The organism is Aequorivita sp. H23M31 (assembly GCF_004022485.1).
Classification (GTDB): Bacteria; Bacteroidota; Bacteroidia; order Flavobacteriales; family Flavobacteriaceae; genus Aequorivita; species Aequorivita ciconiae.
On the sequence record NZ_CP034951.1, the window covers coordinates 1,977,290 to 1,995,327 of the forward strand.

Sequence of the window (18,038 nt, forward strand, 5' to 3'; positions counted from 1 at the left end):
ACCTAAAGCTGGAGACTAGATGCTAGAAGCTGGAGGCTAGATGATTATCCAATATATATTAAAAAACAACTTAAATAAATATAATTATGAAACTTAATTTTAGAAATATAAAGATGATTGGCAGTCTTGCTGTGCTATCATCCATTGTTTTGGCTTCCTGCTCTGATTCGGAGGCCAAGGAAGTTGTCGTTGCTACCAACACTACTACAATTGACAAACAGGAAATTGTCACCAAACCTATTTCGCAATTGCATCCGGAATTTGACCTTAGCGTTTCGGGAGAATTGGAGCCAGCGGAGCAGGTTTCGCTTTATGCCAAGGTGAATGGGTTTGTAAAGAAGATAAACGTGGACATTGGCGATGAAGTAAAGAAAGGTCAGCTATTGGCAGTTTTGGAAGCGCCTGAAATGGACCAACGATTGGTTTCAGATCGGTCGTCTGAACAGAAACTTCACAGTGATTTTCTTTATGCCCAACAAAACCTGGAGCGATTAAAGGAAGCTGCAAAAACGGAAGGCGCGGTAGCGGCTATAGAATTGGACCGCGCTGAAAGTGCAATGAACAGTGCCAAATCGGCTTATGAATCTTCGCAAGCACAAACGGGTCATAGTGCACAGATGCAAAAATACCTTCACGTAGTCGCACCATTCAATGGGATTATTACAGAAAGAAATGTTTCGGAAGGTGCTTTGGTAGGTCCAGGTTCTGGACAGCCTATTTTTCGGGTGGCGGATGAGGAGAATCTAAAATTAAAAATTGCGCTTCCTGAAAAGCACGCTGGGTCGGTCCATGACGATATGGAAGTTTCATTTACGGTCAATTCCCAACCGGGAAAGAAGTTTGACGCAAAGCTGTCCCGTAGTTCAAAATTAATCAATTCGCAAAACCGTGCGATGATATTGGAATTTGATGTGGAGAATACAGAACACAGTCTTAATGGAGGGGAATACGCCCAAGTACAATTAAAACTAAAACGCAAAACTCCAACATTTTTTGTTTCACCAAAAAGTATTCTCAACACCCAATCCGGATTGTTCGTATTGACTAAAAATCAGAGTGAAATTCAACGGGTGCCTGTAAAGGAAGGGGTACGATTGGATACGCTTACAGAAATTTTCGGAAATCTGAAGGAAGGAGATTTGATCGTTCAAAGTCCGACAGAGCAGATGAAGTAAATTTCGAATACTTTTGTCATTGGGCATTTTTCTTGATGAAAATGTTACCATAATAAAAACCTCACCTGTCTTGGAGATTTGTGAGGTTTCTATTTCCATATAAAATTTAAATTTTGGCATGCTTTTGCTCTTGTTTTAAAGCAACCATATAGGTTAAATTACTGTGTTGTTCACAACGCTTGAGAAGTTTAGTTAATAGCAATGTTGAGTTTAGAACTCGAAAATAGTATCTTTATGACATCTTCAACTTTGAATATAAATTCCTGATTATTCAGTTCATTAAAACACCAAAATTATGCGCAAACTTACCTTTGTTTTATGGCTTTTCATTTTTCCTGCTGTTCTCTTGGCACAGGATGCAGCCGTACTTCAGCAAATCAAGAAAGAAGGGCTTGAAAATTCCCAAGTGATGGACATTGCTTTCCATCTCACAGAAAAAAGTGGTCCGAGATTGATGAACAGTCCTGGATTTTACCGAGCGATGGATTATTCTGTTAAGCAGTTAAAAGAATGGGGGCTTGACGATGTAAAAAAGGACGAATGGGGAGATTTTGGCAAAGGATGGGAATTGAAAAAATTCTATATTGCTATGGAATCGCCCTGGTATAAGCCTTTAATCGCATTTCCCAAAGCATGGACTAGTGGTACAAACGGCCTAAAAACGGCATCGGTAATCCTTATCGATCCCGAAGCAGATAGTACTGCCTTGGTTACAAAATATCGTGGAAAACTTGCTGGTAAGATTTTAGCCATGGATAAAATGATTGAATATGAATTGGATGATAAATCTGATTTGGTGCGATATTCCAAAGCGGAATTGGATTCGATGGCGTCCATCCAATTGGATAAAAAGAAATCGGATGATTCAGAAATGACTGAGCGACGAAAAAAATGGATACAAGCTTGGAGAGATGCCAGAAAAAAAGCGGAAGTTCTCGGTAATCTGGCCAGAGAAGAAGGTGCAGTGGCAATCATTAGTTCTTCCCCTAGAAATCACGATGGAACCGTTTTTGTTCAGCAAGGAGGTTCCCACGCATCTGATGCTCCTGAGAATTTCTTGGACATCGCAATGGCATTGGAAGATTATAATATGATTGTAAGACTGGTTCGTGCCAATGAACCGGTGAAACTTGGCTTGGAAGTGGCATCAAAGTTTTATACGGATCAAGAAAAAGGTTATAATGTTGTTGGTGAAATAACGGGTACAGACAAAAAACTAAAGGACGAAGTCGTGATGATCGGTGGCCATTTGGATTCCTGGCAAGGTTCCGTCGGCGCAACGGACAACGCTGCGGGCGCTGCCGTAATGATGGAAGCAATGCGGATTTTGAAGAAATTGAATATCAAACCAAAACGTACCATTCGCATCGGACTTTGGGGAGGAGAAGAGCAAGGAATTTACGGCTCCAGAGGCTATGTTTCCAAAACGTTCGCCGATAGGAAAGATATGAAGCTAAAACCTGCCCATGAAAAATTTGATGTCTATTTCAATCTCGATAATGGAACAGGACGCATCAATGGAATTTATTTACAGGAAAACGTAGCTGCCCATAATATCCTGAAAAAATGGCTGGCACCTTTTGAAGATTTAGGAGCTACAACAATTACTCCGGGGAATACTGGCGGAACAGATCACCTATCTTTCGATAGCGTAGGCCTGCCCGGGTTTCAGTTTATCCAAGATGAGGTGGAATACAATTCCCGAACCCATCATAGCAATATGGACAGCTATGACCACTTGGTGGAAGCAGATTTAAAACAGGCGGCTACGGTAATAGCAGGTTTGATTTATCAAGCCGCTATAAGCGATCAAAAGGTGCCTCGAAAGGAATTGCCAAAAGCTCAAAATAGTGAGTGGTAGTTTGTCGTGTTTACTAATAAAAAGTAAAAATGACTGCTTCATCTTGAGTAGGAATCCTAGATGCCATAATCGTAGTTTGAGGAAATTTGAACGAAAGTATTATGATGGATTAATGTAGAAAAAATAGACCAAATTCTATTAAATGATGAAAAACATCTCTATCTCAATATTTTTTTGAAATAGGATATTTTAAGAATCAGGGTGAACCAAATTCAGTCTATAAAATCAAAAGAAAAAAGCCATCTCGACCGAAGGTGGCTTTTGATTTTTTTAAAAGAGTTTATTACTCTTTTACCAATTTATAACTTCCCATTTTTCCATCAATGGTTACTTTTAAAATATAGGTACCGGCCGGAAGATTGGCAAGTTCCAAGGTCTCAGCTTTTGTCTCGAAATTGGTTTCAAACACTTTTTGTCCCAAAAGATTATAGAGTGCAGCTTCTTCAATTCTCTTGGAAGAATGGAGTTGGAGAACATCCGTAACGGGATTTGGGAAATATGAGAATCCAAACAAATCGTTGCTTTCTGATATTCCAAGATTTTCACTGACTACAATCGAATAATCTTCAGCTTGACCCCAATTGGAACCAGCATCACATGGATCTGTTGCCGGTATTTCAAAAGTTTTCTTTACCCGCATTCTGGTAGTTCCCAATTCAGCATCAATGGGAACTTCTATATTTCCGATAATCTGAACGCCATCATTTCCTGTTGAGTTAACAAGGGGTTGTTCTATAACATACACTTCGCCTTCATCATCTAAAACTTCATTTTGGTTCCAATCGATAAAAACCACAAAGCGGTTTTCATAATCTCCAACAGTATTTCCTTCAAGAGCGATAGGATACGTATTTCCCTGTCGCATTTCACCCATAACATTAACGAAATCCTCATGGGCCGGAGTTGCGTTAAAAACTGCACTTGAACGATTGCTAATTCCCGCAACCTCCACTAAGGTTATAGGCTCTACGGTTCCAAATACAAGCGGACCGCAATAGGGTGCCGGAAATAGATCGCCACTTATAGGTTCGCAATTGGCAGTGAGCGAATAAACCCCTTCCTTTGTAGCATCTGGGATAATAAAACCTTGACCACTACTGAAAGCTAAGGGTCCTCCAATAGCAGATTCGGAGGTATGCTCAATATAACCAGTAGTTCCATTTGATGTTGTTATCTGTATCGCTACCCAGTACCTAATGCTTGATCCTGCAGAGCCAGCAAGCTCAACCGGGGACAATTCCAATAGTACTTCAGAAAAATCCATACCAAATTGGGACCCTTTGAAGGTAGATGAAGTTGGAGTTATTACCTGTGGTGACCCAACAACGCTTCCCGGAACACCATTAGCATTGTTATAAATTGTAACTAGAACTGAAGCAACAACAGATCCAGGTTCTATTCCCAAACTAGGTGTTATGGATGTTAATGTAAGATTTCTGTCCGCTGGAATAACTACATCAATTGCGATGGACCAATCATTATTCGCACTGCATTGCCTGCCACCAGCAATAGTGGTGCTTTCTACTGCGGCATCGCAGTTTTCTTGACTGTTTCGATTTTTGGCGGGAGCTTGTGCAAATACAGAGAGGCTTAGGGATAAAAGGAGGATAGTTGTGATTTTTTTCATCTTTATTAGGTTTGATCTTTTTGTTAAGTGGCAAAAATAGGAATTCTGAGTTCCAATAAAGTTTGTAAGAGGAAAAAGTGAACTAAAAAGAATCATATATAATATAAGCCTGAGATTCTAAATCAGTATTGTTTGAGAAAGAAACAAGATCGTCCCGATAACTATCGGGACTACAAGAACCAATCCCGAAAGCTTTCGGTAAAGACCAAAAATGTAAAATACTGAAAATGAAGCTCGGAGAATTAAAAGTTAGACGACAAAATGAATTCAGTTTTATTAAAAGACATATTGAAAAAGAAGACCCTATTTAGGGAAGCCTTCGATAGTTTTTATTGGTCTAGATTATACCGGATCCTCCAATTTTAGTCGGACAACAATAATTCTAAATAAAAAAAGGATCCCATTTCTGGAATCCTTCTTCTTTAATAAGTGTTTGAACTATTTATCTAATTATCTTTTAATAACACGAAGACTTTGGCTCTCTCCATTAGATGAAATAGTTACCATATAAACGCCGCTTTTCAATTCCTGTGCAAGATCAATCTTTACAGTACTTCCAGAGAATGTCGGTTGGCTTGTAAAAACCTGTCTTCCCAACATATCATTTATAGAAATTTCAACTGTTTGCCCATCCAAGTTTGGAGCACTTATATTGAAGATATTATTGTCTATTGGGTTCGGGAACAATCTAATGCCTGAAAGCATATTGTTATCTTCTAGACCAAGACGTTGTTCTGTACGGATTGAGAAACGGTCTACAGACTTACTTAATGGATAATCCGCACTTACACTAAAGTCGTAGGTATTATCTCCAGCTTCTAAGAGTGTGCTAGTTCCAGTGAAACTGTCATCAAGGTAAAGTGATACATCCTCAAGACCAACAACAGTGAGCAAAAGTGTATATTCCGCTTGAGTATATCCAGTGCTATACAATTGGTAAGTTTCAGATGGTACTGGCATTTCTCTTCTCTCAACACTTAAATAAGTACCATCGTGGTCTATCCCAAAGTTTTCAGCAAAGTTAAAGGGTTTTACCGCATCATAACGGTCTAATTCGTTACTAAAGTTTCCATCAAACATCATTCTAAAACCATCATGTAGGCGTCCTCCAGTATTATATCGCTCAGTTGTAAATACTTGAACGGTTAACATATTTTCCGCAAGCAAGGTTTCTCCCGTTGCACTAGTTTGGGTGTGATTTCCAGGGGCTTTGTCGTCCTGCTTGAAGGCGATAGTTACATCTCCACTACCTAAAGAAGCAACTTGGGCACCTTGACCTACTTGCAAGTATTTGTTAGCCTGAGAACCAACAGCCTCACCTCCGGCGGTATTAGTGGACATGGTAACGGTAGCCCAACCTCCTATGGTACCGAATGTAGGATCATAAATGTAAAGGAACTCATCATTCACATTGCTCGAATTATTAAATACTGTCTCCATATTAACTGCACTTTGGTATGGATTTCCAAACATCACAAAATCCCCAGCTTCGATAACCTCGTATACTTGAGTATGGAATCCGTGAGCAAGCTCTCCAGAGGCCCGTAAAATTGTTGTTACACCATCTCCGGCAGAATTATCGGTTAAATCCACGCTTCTATCTCCGCGTACGTACAACAAATAAGGGGTTCCTGCTTTCAAGATTATATTATCCGTATTTGGAATTGCCTCATATTCTTGGGTCAAAGTACTTACTGTATACATAGAGGGATTTCCCGTAAGCGTAGCATCAAATCCATTATCGCCAGTTTTACTACCGGTAATATGGGTACCATAGCCCAGATTCGGATTTTGATTATCCGCTGGGAAAGAAGTTCCAGTGTTGTGAACTCCTTCTTGCCAGCTGTGATTAATTGTGTTACCGGTATTTACTGAACTACTTACTATTCGGTATGCTCGGTTCCCACTCATATATTTGTGCATGGTAACAATTCCACTTCCAGAAAAGTGTGAACTTTCAGAAACTTTGGCCAATTCTCCATCTGCATCTTCATCACTAAGGAAAATAATTTCCCCATCGTTGATAACATCTCCACCCGCAGTCAAATACAGTACATTTTTTATGCTCAATTTAGCACCTGGTTTAACGGAAAGATTGTTAATGTAGGTATCCCCAACAAGGTCTGCAGTACCATTTACAACTAAAACACTTTTAGTTGTACTAGGATCTGTACTTGGAGAATGTGGATGCCAAGCACCACCTTCATATACATAATCCTCAACGATTTCGTTTACGCTTACATCATCGAGTGACATATACTCACCTGTGGGGTTCTGGTGTTTACCTTTAATTCCTATATAATAAGTACCCGTGCTAGGAGGAGTAAATATTCCTGAGAATTCTTGATACGTATCAGTAACCAAAGTGTTATTAGTAATTGTATTTACCATTGCAGCTGCGGTGGAGGAAACTCCGTAAGACGCTCTAACGAACACTGATTCATTCTGATCTTGCTTTGCGTAAAATTTTAATTCATAGTAAGTATCTTCCTCAAGATCTAGCGCGTAAAAAATCCAATCGTTGTTATCTTTAGCCAGAGTAATATACTCTGAACCTGATCTTGCGCTTCGGTTGTAAGTGTCAGACTGGGTTCTGGTAACCCAATTTTCTGTACCAGCAACGCTTTCTTGACTCCAGCAGCCACCAAGGTCTGCACCATCGGTGTAACTATTTTCAAAGTCTTCTGTAAAGGGAATGCCAGCTGGGCACCCAACTGCAAAACCTAAGAGCATATTGTTAATATAATTATTCCTGAATGTTGCGGCAGGAGGAGATGCAGGATTAGGATTGGTATTATCATTCCTATAGATGATACTCCTATATGACCCGACATTGGCCGTCTTTCCAAATTTAGTACCACCACCATTAAGGTTATCTCCCGGCTTATTCTCATCAACGGCTATAACCAAATTGTCCATGCCATTATAGGGAAATGAATTGGTAAAGTTTATAGTCATCCAGTTGCCCCCAGCCGGAAAAGTAACATCACCATCAAAAACCTTTACAAGTGAAGTTGATAAAACCCAATCCGTATTACTGCTAAATGATGTTTTTGCTGTATGACCCAAATAAATCGCCCAATTGTCACTATTAGTAGGACCTCCACTATCAAAATAGAATGAAATGGAAGTTATATTTCCAGCTGTATTGATTTGATTTGAGTACACCAATTGTTGCGAATAGGAATAACCCCAACCTCCATCAATAGGCAAGAAGGCAGACGTGCCGACTTGAGTTCCAATGGTTACGACCTGGGCATTTGCCTGCAACGCAAATAAAGTCGTCATCAGTGAGAAAAATAAGAGTGTAATCTTTTTCATAAAAAATTATTTTAATTTAGCGTTCGTTACTTAACAAATTACCTTCCTAACCCTTAATGAAATTTTATCCTTATTTGAAAATTAAAAATTCTTCTTCTTATGATAGGTTGGTAAGTTTACAAAAATAAGAAAATATTGACAAAAAGATTGAAAATTATATTAATTAAACCGATAATTTGCTGATTTTATAAATAAAAGTGCTATTTACCTCATTTAATACAAAACATTCAAAAAATAGCATAAGATTTAGAATATATTATACAATTTTAACGTATAGACAGATAATTTGTTAAGGAGAAATGCTTGATATATTGCTTTTTGTCAATAATCTGCAATGGAATGTTTGAAATATAGATGGATTTTAGCTCTATAAATTTTTAAAATTTCGGCATAACTATCTATGAAATACCAAACTATTCCAAAATTAATAAGTTCAATTATTTAGCCTCCGTATCCAAAAAAAATACTCTACTTGTTGGAAAACATCTTCTTGTTAGAAATTTCGACATTTTTTTGGCAAATCTTGATTAAATGTTCAATTGATCTAGGTGATTCTAGTAGTGGGGAAGAGGTCTCCCTTCAACAGGCTCAGGATAAAACATTTCAATTACGCTCATTACAGCACTTCTCGTCCTGTAATAATCTACATGAAATAAAAAAGCCTCTACTTTTTAGTAAAGGCTTTCTTCGTTGTAGCGGGAACAGGACTTCCTTCGGCTCCGCGCAGGATAAACTTCTCGTCCTGATGGTTTTGTTAAATTAAAAAAGCCAAAACGTTTAAGTCTTGGCTTTTTTTTAGTAGCGGGAACAGGACTTCCTTCGGCTCCGCTCAGGATAAACTTCTCGTCCCGATGGTTTTGTTAAATTAAAAAAGCCAAAACGTTTAAGTCTTGACATTTTTTAGTAGCGGGAACAGGACTTCCTTCGGCTCCGCGCAGGATAAACTTCTCGTCCTGATGGTTTTGTTAAATTAAAAAAGCCAAAACGTTTAAGTCTTGGCTTTTTTTTAGTAGCGGGAACAGGACTCGAACCTGTGACCTTCGGGTTATGAGCCCGACGAGCTACCTACTGCTCTATCCCGCGATATGGGTTTCCAATATTTCATCTTTAGCTTTTAACTCTCGGTTCATAATGCCGATAGAAATATTGGACTGCAAAGATACAAAGGATTTCGATTACCACAAGCTATACAATGATATTTTTTTAAGTGCCCTAGATATATTTTTCAGAATATATTCTTTCATATCTTTAAGACCATGAATAAACCGGTTAAAATCATTTCCTATACACTGCTCTCCTTAGGAATAATTGCAATTATCGCATTGATTTCGATAAACATAGTTGTAAAAAATAAAGTCGAAAATTTTATAAAGGATGATTTACCTGACCATATCGAGCGATCTTATGACAAAATATCGGTAAATACTTTGGACGGGACCATACTCCTGAAAAATCCCCAGATTACAGTTAAAAATATCGAGGATGGCGCGAAACACACCTTTGTTTCAGCTGAGACACTGGTAGTTTCTGGGATTAGCTATTGGGAGTTATTATTTAATGAGAAGATCCACATTCGAAATATTACCTTAAACGAGCCCTCGTTTAAATATTACAAAGACAGAGTAAAATCAACAAAAGATACGCTTCAGAAGAAAACAAAAATGGAAAAATCCATATTAGTTGATGCATTTCACGTGAATAATTCAAATATCGCTCTATATGAGAAAGGAAATGATTCGACAAAAATTTATACGGAAAACCTATCCTTTGAAATAGAAGATATTCACATAAACCAAGAAATCTTTCAGCGTAAAATTCCATTTGAATATAAAGAGTTTCGTGCTACCGGAGATTCTCTATTTGTAAAAGCAAATTCATATGATAATCTGAGTGTGGGACCATATTCAATAAAGAATGGAAATTTAATTTTCGAAGATTTAAAGTATTACACAAAATTTTCAAAGACCGAACTTTCACACCTTCTAAAAGTTCAACGGGATCATTATGATGTTTCTATCAATTCTCTTTCAATCGAGGACTTCAATTTTGGTTTTAGGGATAGCTTGTTTTTTTCAGAGATTAAAATGATTACTCTGAATGACCCACAAGCTGAAATTTATAGAGACAAATTGGTAGCTGATGACCTTTCTATAAAGCCATTGTACAGTAAATCCCTTCGAGAATTGGATTTTGATCTAACCATAGATTCCGTAAAGATTAAAAACGGCGCGCTTAAATATGAAGAAAAGGTTCAGGAAGAAAATAGCGGCGGGGCCATTCAATTTCATGATTTAAACGCAGATATTTCAAAACTGAGCAATACCTATCAGGAGCCTGAAAAAACAGATATCAAAATTAAAGCGGTCTTTATGGATAATACGCCGATTGATATAGATTGGAATTTTGATGTTCAAAATGTTCAGGATCAATTTCTTTTTAAGGCCACGGTTGGACCGTTGGATGCGGAAAAGATGAATCGGTTTACGCAACCTAATCTTAAGGTGCGTCTGCAAGGGCACGTTTCGCGAACGTATTTCACCATTGATGGAAACCACGATTCCTCCACAACCGATCTTAAGATCAACTATTCGGACTTTAAGGTCGAGGTTCTACAAAAAGATGGTAAGAAGAAAAACAAATTCCTTTCTGCAGTAGTGAATATTTTTGTTTCCAAAAACAGTGACAAGAAAGATGAACATTTTAAAGAAGGCACGGGAGAGGCGACTAGGAACAAGACAAAATCGGTTTTCAATCAGTTATGGATAAGTATTCAGAGCGCACTTAAAAAAATAATGATATAGCATCCATACTGGTTGTTATAAAGTTGGGCAAAGAAAATCCCCGGCAAACCACTCAATTGCTATTCGCTCTAAATTCCATTAGTTCTCCATCCTCAAAGGATACCTCGATTTCCATGGGATTGCAACAAATCTCACAATCCTCGATATATTTTTGATGGGCCACTGAGGAATCCAACAGCATCGAAATGGTCTCCCAGCAAAACGGACACTGAAAAAAATGCTCGTACATAGTCTTAGAATTAATGTAGTAAGTTATTGCTCCTTAATTCTTTTTCCAAGGATTCTTTAATAAAATTATATCCAGCCTTCTTCGCATAAAACTGGTTGGCTAGAAAAGCCACGAACCCATTTTTAAGTTGATATTTTACCAACAACCCAATGCGGTCCCTTATTTTTCCCTTATATCTGGTTTCAAATGCGGAAAAGTTCATCTTTGGATATGGGATTTCACCAATGTTGGCATCCTTCCCATAAGTATTAACATCTCCTTGATTGCTAAAATTACGAAGAACCCGCATATCGGGAATAATGGGCAAAAACTTTTTGCCATTTATATCTCCAGCGGGCACACTAAACTGAAAGCGTTCTTTAATATTATCCGTTGGAGAGATACTTAACCGTCGTTCCACCTCGGCAATGGGAATAGCAAAGTAATGCCGCAAAAAAGCCTGGCAGTTTTTCCGGCCTAGATGAAAATCGTGATGTCTAAAATCGCGACTGAGAAAACCCGCAAAGCCGCTAATGGGTCCCGAAGCCAAATCGCTAGGCGGTCTTCCCCAAATACCGTTTTTCTCGACTTGTCTAATAGGTTCTATTAAAAATTTGGTGTACTCACTCAAATCCAAGGCTTCCAAAATTCCATCTTGATTAAACATAACCTGATTCCTTAAGGCTTTAAAAAGTCCACCGGCAATACTCAGAATGTCTGTTCCAATTTTTGGGGTATCATGGTCCTTATTTGGAAATGGATCGATCATAACCACTCCGTAACGATCATTTTTGATATGTTGAGGATTTTTTTCTTTTAAAATCTTCAGTCCGATTCCATAGGGCTCATTATTTACAACACCTCCATCCACCGAAGTAAAACTATAAAGGTCGCCATAAGGTAAAAGAGGTTGAACTCCTTTAGACTTATTGAATAAATATTTTGGATATCGCTTAATGTACTCAGCAGAAATAGTTACTTCACGTGCCCGCAGTCCTATTGGAAATGCGGCAGTACTTAAAGTCGCCTCTTTTAAATATCGAAGATCACGATCTTTTTGTAGATCCAAAACATAGAAAAGCTCGTCTTCATTTTTGGGAATTCCTGGTGGAAATAAATCATTTTTCAGTTTGTACCTAAAAAATCCTTCTTGGTTAGTGATTATCGTGCCCTTAGAGGAATCCTTATCGCTGCCCACAAAATCTATAAGAAAGTTTATGCCGCGCAAATTGGTGGTGGTAAGAATAACGTCCAGACTTTTGGAGGCATAAGCCGGAACCGCTTTGCTCTCTCTTACACAGATGGCTTCGTTCGCCAAAGCGTCTATTACATTACTATTCAGCAAGGAACGGACTTCATTATATTCCTTCAGATCGTCGGGACTAAGCAATTTATCCACTGTACTATTGGTTGGTGTGTCCCCCATATTTACCCAACTTTCATAGAAAATATTATTCTTGCCGGCACTATTCGTCGTATTGCAGCTTTTAAAATTTTTATCGCTTAAGGCGAGAAAAGCTAGGGAGCTACAAATGCCTCCAGCTGAGGAACCACTCAAAACATCGATCTCAACATTGTGCATTGGAATAGTATGATCGTAATCTGGATGGTTAATGCCGCGAGCACGGTTTGTTCTTTTTGCCTCTTCCCATAACTCTAGGGTTTCCAACAAATAGTCTAACACTCCGGCAGTATAGGCGCCTGCTGAAACCGCTCCAGCCATAGTAAGACAGAGTTTAAAGGTTTTTTCGTTTTCCATTATATTAAATTTACCACTTAACCCTTCCAGAGTTTTGAACTCTGGAAGGGTTAAACGTTGAAGGGTTGATACAGACTTTATTCAATTAATAAATCTCTTATATTTTCCAAATCCTGGTTTTTGGAATGATAATCTTCAAAACCCATTTTAAATCATCAAATAGCTCAATTATAGCTTCCCGCATAATTTTAGTCGGTTTTTTTGATAAAACGCTTCCATAGGATGACCACGAATACTCGAGAATAGAATCGCAAAATCCGTGGTGTACCGGATTATTATGAATGTAAAAAATTAGGTTTCGATAATACACTTTAGAACTGACCAATTTTCTCTTAAAGTTCTTTTTCAAAAAGACTGCCTGTTCTGTAATGTCGCTTATTTATTGCCTTGGTGTACGCATTGAATAAATGGGAGAATTGTTTTGAAAGATTGATTGACTTTGGCTTTTGAACCGTGCAATAGCTCAAAGTCCTAGGATCAATTCCTGGCTCCCTTTTAATATAAACCATTACATGAAAATGGTTTCTCAATAAACACCCTGCAAAAGTATCGGCTACGGGATTTATGTATTTGTCGTATAGTCTAAGAAAATGATAGTAATTCTCCCTTTCATAGAAGATATTATCGTGATTGTTCCTCCTATTGTAGATATAACAATAATTCCCTGATATAAGTGGGATAGACTCCATAGCGCATATTTAAATAGGGAGTCTATAAATATACGGAAATTTCCGAATCCTACGGTTAACCTGAGATTAACCCTTCCAGAGTTTCGAACCCTGAAAGGGTTAAACTAGGAAAGGGATTCCAACGCTTCTTGAAGCACTTCCCACTCCTCCATCAGTTTTTTAAGCTTCTTTTTCTTTTCTTGATATTTGTCAAAAAAATGTGGCTTGGCGATGGTTTCTTCATAATTGATAAGCAATTCAGTATCTATCTTGGCAATATCCTTTTCCAAAGAAGAAATGGAAGCTTCAACATTGCTAAGTTTGTTTTTGGTAGATTTCAGTCTTTTCTGAATTTCATATTCTTCTCCCGCGCTTCTTTTTGCTTTAGATTCAGAAGGGAGGATGGTTCTTTTTTCAGCTTCGCGAAGGTTTTGGAGATTACGCTGCTCTAAGAAAAAATCGATATCTCCCAGATATTCCTTAATGTGGTGGTCTTTGAATTCGTAAATTTTATTGGTGAGTCCCTGAAGGAAATCCCTATCGTGGGACACAAGAACCAAGGTGCCCTCAAAACTTTTTAAGGCATCCTTTAAAACGTTTTTGGATTTAATATCAAGGTGGTTTGTAGGCTCATCCATTACCAGCACATTAAATGGCTGAAGTAAAAGTTTGGCCAGCGCCAGTCGGTTTCTTTCTCCTCCACTAAGCACTCTTACATATTTTTCAACCTCATCGCCGCGGAAAAGGAAAGATCCCAAAATATCCCGAACCCTACTTCGATTTTTCTCATTTGCCGCATCGATCATTGTATCCAAAACCGTTTTCTTTCCATCCAGATAATCTGCTTGGTTTTGGGCAAAATATCCTATCTGCACGTTATGGCCGAGAGTTAGTTTTCCCTGATGTTCTATTTCACCTACAATTATCTTGGCCAAGGTCGATTTTCCCTGCCCGTTTTGACCCACGAAAGCAATTTTTGCCTCTCTATCCACAGACAAATCCACGTTCTGTAAAACCTGATTATCACCGTAGTTTTTCGATATACCTTCTGCTTCAATTACAACCTTTCCGGGATTGATGGAAATTGGGAACCGCAAGGTCATTACACTATTGTCATCCTCATCGACCTCAATACGATCGATTTTATCCAATTTTTTAATCAGTGACTGCGCCATCGTAGCTTTACTAGCTTTTGCGCGAAATTTATCTATCAGTTTTTCAGTTTGTTCAATTTGTTTTTGCTGATTTTTTTGCGATGCCAATTGCTGCTCCCTCAATTCGTTACGAAGGATGAGGTACTGCGTATAAGGCTTATTAAAATCGTAAATTTTTCCCAGGGATATTTCAATGGTCCTATTAGTAACATTGTCCAGAAACATTTTATCGTGCGAAACAATTACAACCGCGCCTGTATATCCCTTTAAAAATTCCTCCAACCAAAGAATAGATTCTATATCCAGGTGGTTGGTAGGCTCATCCAAAAGAAGGATATCATTATTTTGAAGTAAGAGTTTCGCCAATTCAATACGCATACGCCACCCACCGGAAAAAGTTTCGGTAAGCTTATTAAAATCCTCGCGCTGAAAACCCAATCCCTGTAAAATACGTTCCGTTTCGCCCTGATAATTATAACCTCCGTGAATCTCATATTGGTGCTGAACGTCATTTAAATCCACCATTAATTGATGGTAGGAATCACTTTCATAATCGGTTCGTTCAGCAAGCTGGGTATTAATGTACTCAAGCTTCTTTTCCAATTTTTTAATTTCGGTGAAGGCTTCATAAGATTCCTCAAGAACCGTCCGTCCTTTGTCAAAATCAATATCCTGCTTTAAGAATCCGATGGAAACCTCTTTGTCCGTAGCAATTTGGCCAGAATCGTATTCCTGTTCGCCAGCAATAACTTTCAATAATGTGGATTTGCCAGCACCATTTTTACCAACCAAACCAACTCTATCGCCTGGTTTAAGCTGAAAAGTGATTTTCTCGAACAAATATTCCCCTTGAAAGGAAACAGAAAGATTATGGATATTGACCATTAGTTATTTAAGGATTCGATTTATAAAATATGGGTAATTTGCTTTTCCCAATTTTGAAGAATGAAATATTAGCGTTTGCCAAGGAGCAAGTTTGCAAAGATGCTTATTTTTGCGTTTCTAAAAAAATGACGATGGAATTTTTCAAAGGCACTAAACTATATAGCATTCTCACGGGAACCTGTCCGGCTTGCCATGAGGGCGAAATGTATGTTGAAAAGAACCCTTTTATATTTTCAAAAACCTTGAAGATGAATGATAGATGCAGCAACTGCAACATTAAATTTAAAATGGAACCTTCTTTCTTTTATGGGGCAATGTATGTAAGTTATGCGGTAGGAGTAGCTGTTGCAGTTGCCACCTTCGTAATTGTCTATCTTTTTCTGGGGTTGGATAGGCATATTACTTTTTTTGCAATTATAGCCATGCTGGCCATATTATTCCCAATTATTCTGCGTGTATCCCGAAACATTTGGATTAATTTCTTTATACACTACGACAAGAAAGCTATAGAAAAAAATAGGCAATAGCTTCATTGCTCCACAATTTTGTCTTATTCAAGCCCTAAGACGGTTGATATCCATATCCTTTGGAATGGGTATTCCTGATGAAATATTATTAAATAGAATTTGAGAAAGAAGTGGAGCCATGGTAAATCCTCTTGATCCTAAACCATTGAGGAAGCCTATTCTTGGATTATCTGGTAAACTCCCAATTAAAGGCTTTCTATCTCTTGTGGTAGGTCTAATCCCCACTGTTTGATCCACAACTTCAAAGGAGCAATTTATCATCGATTTTAATTTCGTAAGGATTTCTTGCCTTGCCTTAGCTGTGGGTTTTTCGCTGAAATCGTCCCGGCCAAAGGTACCACCCACTTTATATAATGAATTACCTATTGGAATAATATACATTGGACCTTTTAGGAGCACTTCTAATTTTAAGTCCGGAGCATTTACTATTAAGTATTCTCCTTTATTGGGGATAATGCCATTCTCAGGAAAAAAGGGATTATGCATCGCACCTACACCATCACAAAAAACAATCTTTTTACTTGATAGTGTTTGATAAACAACTCTGGATTCACTAACAGATAATTCTTTATAATCAAAGTCATTTTGATAAACTTGGTTTCGCGCAGTTAAGAATTTCTGATACTCGTTAAGCAACAATTTCGTGTCTATTCGTAAAGTTCCCATAACTTCTCCAAAGCCGAAGGGAGCAGCGATGTTTGGGTTATCATTCTGAACGAAGCTAGAAGAGAGAAAAGATTGCAGTTCGCGTTTATCACTGGCCACAGACCAATCGTTTTGCTCCTCCACGCTTTTAAACACTCTCAAAATAGGTGTTTCCCTAAACAGATCCAGATCTAGTGCTTTGGAAAGATTTTGGTAAAAAGAAATGGCAGCTGGATAAAATTCCGAAGAGTTCCAAGCTGCATTAAAACGCTTTAAAACCGTAGGATTTAACACCCCGCCCGACCTAGCGGTAGAGCCATCGCGACCATTGTCTATAGCTATAAAACTTTTGCCATTCTTTCGTAATTGTTCACAGAAACAAATACCTGCAATACCGAGCCCCACTACAATATACTCTACCTCTTTCATGCTTTAAAAATCAAAAACCCTTCAAGTCTGATAGAAGCTTGAAGGGTTTTCTTTAAATCATTGTGTTATAAAGAATTTAGTAATTCCACAAATCGATTTCTATATTTCGAATTTGCTCCTTGATACGTTCAGATTCCATTAACTGCATTAAAGCGTTATCTGTAATGTAATCCTTAACATCCCTATCACCTTGAACGTTGTCCTCTTTATAGATGACAGCGCTAAAGCGACGCGCATTTAATAAGCGGTCGAAGGAGATAGGTTGGGAGGAGTTACTCCGATTAAAGGCTTGTGCTTCGTGCAAGGCCTTTCTAGCATCCGGAAACCACACCCAAAATAATTCTACCTTGGAATCTATGCCATCCTCTGGAAAGGCTTTGGACCGCGCTTCATTGGCAACGGGACAGATTCCCAAAAGGCGATATCTTAGGTCACCTTGGCGCTTGTCCAAGTACCAATATCCTCTAATGTGATATTCCTGAATATCACCCGCGTCAAGTTCAAATCGACGGATATATTGTGGATCCACAACTCCTTCAGCATTATATTGTTCAACTCCCAGATCGGTAGTATCACTATACACCAAGGAAGCACCAATATCACTCAGACTCCTCTTTTGAGTGAAATATGAGTCGGCATAAACTTCAGTGATGTTCCCATTTCTGATATTTTTTACCAAAACATCATATAGAGAACGTCTATCTGACCCAATGTTGTTTGTATCTATTGGGTAGTACAGGGGAAAATTCACCCTCTCATCCAGATCGATAATTTCCCAGGTGGTTTTGGACCACAGAACGTCGCGCTCATCTATATAGCCATAAGCAAGCGGCGCATCGTTATCCTCAGCCATTTGGGCTTCAGACCGTTTACCTATTTCATCTGGGGTTTTGGCATTGAGAATATTTATTTGTGCATTCGCACTGGCAAGTATTCCAAAGCCAAAAAGACAAAAAACAACATATTTCAAATTCATAC

General features: G+C 38.3%; 11 protein-coding genes and 1 tRNA gene. 4 read left to right on the forward strand and 8 right to left on the reverse strand.

Going from position 1 to position 18,038, the window contains the following annotated elements; translation table 11 throughout:
• The first annotated feature begins 86 nt into the window (after positions 1-86).
• Both EI546_RS08680 and EI546_RS08685 read left to right on the forward strand, forming a co-directional pair.
• Positions 87-1,175 carry an efflux RND transporter periplasmic adaptor subunit gene (locus tag EI546_RS08680; RefSeq protein ID WP_240673088.1) on the forward strand — a complete coding sequence of 363 codons (1,089 nt, stop codon included), beginning with the start codon at positions 87-89 and terminating at the stop codon, positions 1,173-1,175.
• Positions 1,176-1,470: 295 nt separating this feature from the next.
• Positions 1,471-3,036 carry a M20/M25/M40 family metallo-hydrolase gene (locus tag EI546_RS08685; RefSeq protein ID WP_128250171.1) on the forward strand — a complete coding sequence of 522 codons (1,566 nt, stop codon included), beginning with the start codon at positions 1,471-1,473 and terminating at the stop codon, positions 3,034-3,036.
• A 283-nt stretch (positions 3,037-3,319) separates the two neighbouring features.
• Here the strand turns inward: EI546_RS08685 and EI546_RS08690 are convergent, their stop codons facing one another.
• The 3 genes from EI546_RS08690 to EI546_RS08700 all read right to left on the reverse strand — a co-directional run bounded on the left by EI546_RS08690 (position 3,320) and on the right by EI546_RS08700 (position 9,067).
• Positions 3,320-4,663: a T9SS type A sorting domain-containing protein gene (locus tag EI546_RS08690; RefSeq protein ID WP_164905205.1), complete on the reverse strand. Its 1,344-nt coding sequence runs from the start codon at positions 4,661-4,663 to the stop codon at positions 3,320-3,322.
• Positions 4,664-5,113: 450 nt separating this feature from the next.
• Complete coding sequence (locus EI546_RS08695) at positions 5,114-7,984, reverse strand: T9SS-dependent choice-of-anchor J family protein (protein WP_128250173.1); 2,871 nt, start codon at positions 7,982-7,984, stop codon at positions 5,114-5,116.
• A gap of 1,010 nt (positions 7,985-8,994) precedes the next feature.
• Positions 8,995-9,067: transfer RNA gene (locus EI546_RS08700), tRNA-Met, on the reverse strand.
• Between the two features lie 173 nt (positions 9,068-9,240).
• Here EI546_RS08700 and EI546_RS08705 point away from each other — a divergent pair.
• The gene (locus tag EI546_RS08705; RefSeq protein WP_128250174.1) at positions 9,241-10,785 is read left to right on the forward strand and encodes an AsmA family protein; all 1,545 of its coding nucleotides are present in this window, start codon (positions 9,241-9,243) and stop codon (positions 10,783-10,785) included.
• A gap of 52 nt (positions 10,786-10,837) precedes the next feature.
• On the opposite strand, the gene EI546_RS08710 is transcribed toward EI546_RS08705, so the two are convergent.
• The 3 genes from EI546_RS08710 to EI546_RS08725 all read right to left on the reverse strand — a co-directional run bounded on the left by EI546_RS08710 (position 10,838) and on the right by EI546_RS08725 (position 15,459).
• The gene (locus tag EI546_RS08710) at positions 10,838-11,014 is read right to left on the reverse strand and encodes a CPXCG motif-containing cysteine-rich protein (RefSeq protein WP_128250175.1); all 177 of its coding nucleotides are present in this window, start codon (positions 11,012-11,014) and stop codon (positions 10,838-10,840) included.
• A gap of 10 nt (positions 11,015-11,024) precedes the next feature.
• Complete coding sequence (locus EI546_RS08715; protein ID WP_128250176.1) at positions 11,025-12,752, reverse strand: patatin-like phospholipase family protein; 1,728 nt, start codon at positions 12,750-12,752, stop codon at positions 11,025-11,027.
• A 793-nt stretch (positions 12,753-13,545) separates the two neighbouring features.
• Positions 13,546-15,459 (reverse strand): ABC-F family ATP-binding cassette domain-containing protein, encoded by a 1,914-nt coding sequence (locus EI546_RS08725; RefSeq protein WP_128250177.1) that lies wholly within the window; start codon positions 15,457-15,459, stop codon positions 13,546-13,548.
• 131 nt (positions 15,460-15,590) lie between these two features.
• On the opposite strand from EI546_RS08725, the gene EI546_RS08730 reads away from it, so the two are divergent.
• Positions 15,591-15,986 carry a DUF983 domain-containing protein gene (locus EI546_RS08730; RefSeq protein WP_128250178.1) on the forward strand — a complete coding sequence of 132 codons (396 nt, stop codon included), beginning with the start codon at positions 15,591-15,593 and terminating at the stop codon, positions 15,984-15,986.
• A 27-nt stretch (positions 15,987-16,013) separates the two neighbouring features.
• On the opposite strand, the gene EI546_RS08735 is transcribed toward EI546_RS08730, so the two are convergent.
• Entirely contained in the window at positions 16,014-17,060 is a 1,047-nt protein-coding gene (locus tag EI546_RS08735; protein WP_128250179.1) for an NAD(P)/FAD-dependent oxidoreductase, read from the reverse strand.
• Positions 17,061-17,136: 76 nt separating this feature from the next.
• Positions 17,137-18,036, reverse strand: a complete 900-nt coding sequence (gene porN / locus EI546_RS08740) for a type IX secretion system ring subunit PorN/GldN (protein ID WP_128250180.1) — start codon at positions 18,034-18,036, stop codon at positions 17,137-17,139.
• Positions 18,037-18,038: the final 2 nt, after the last annotated feature.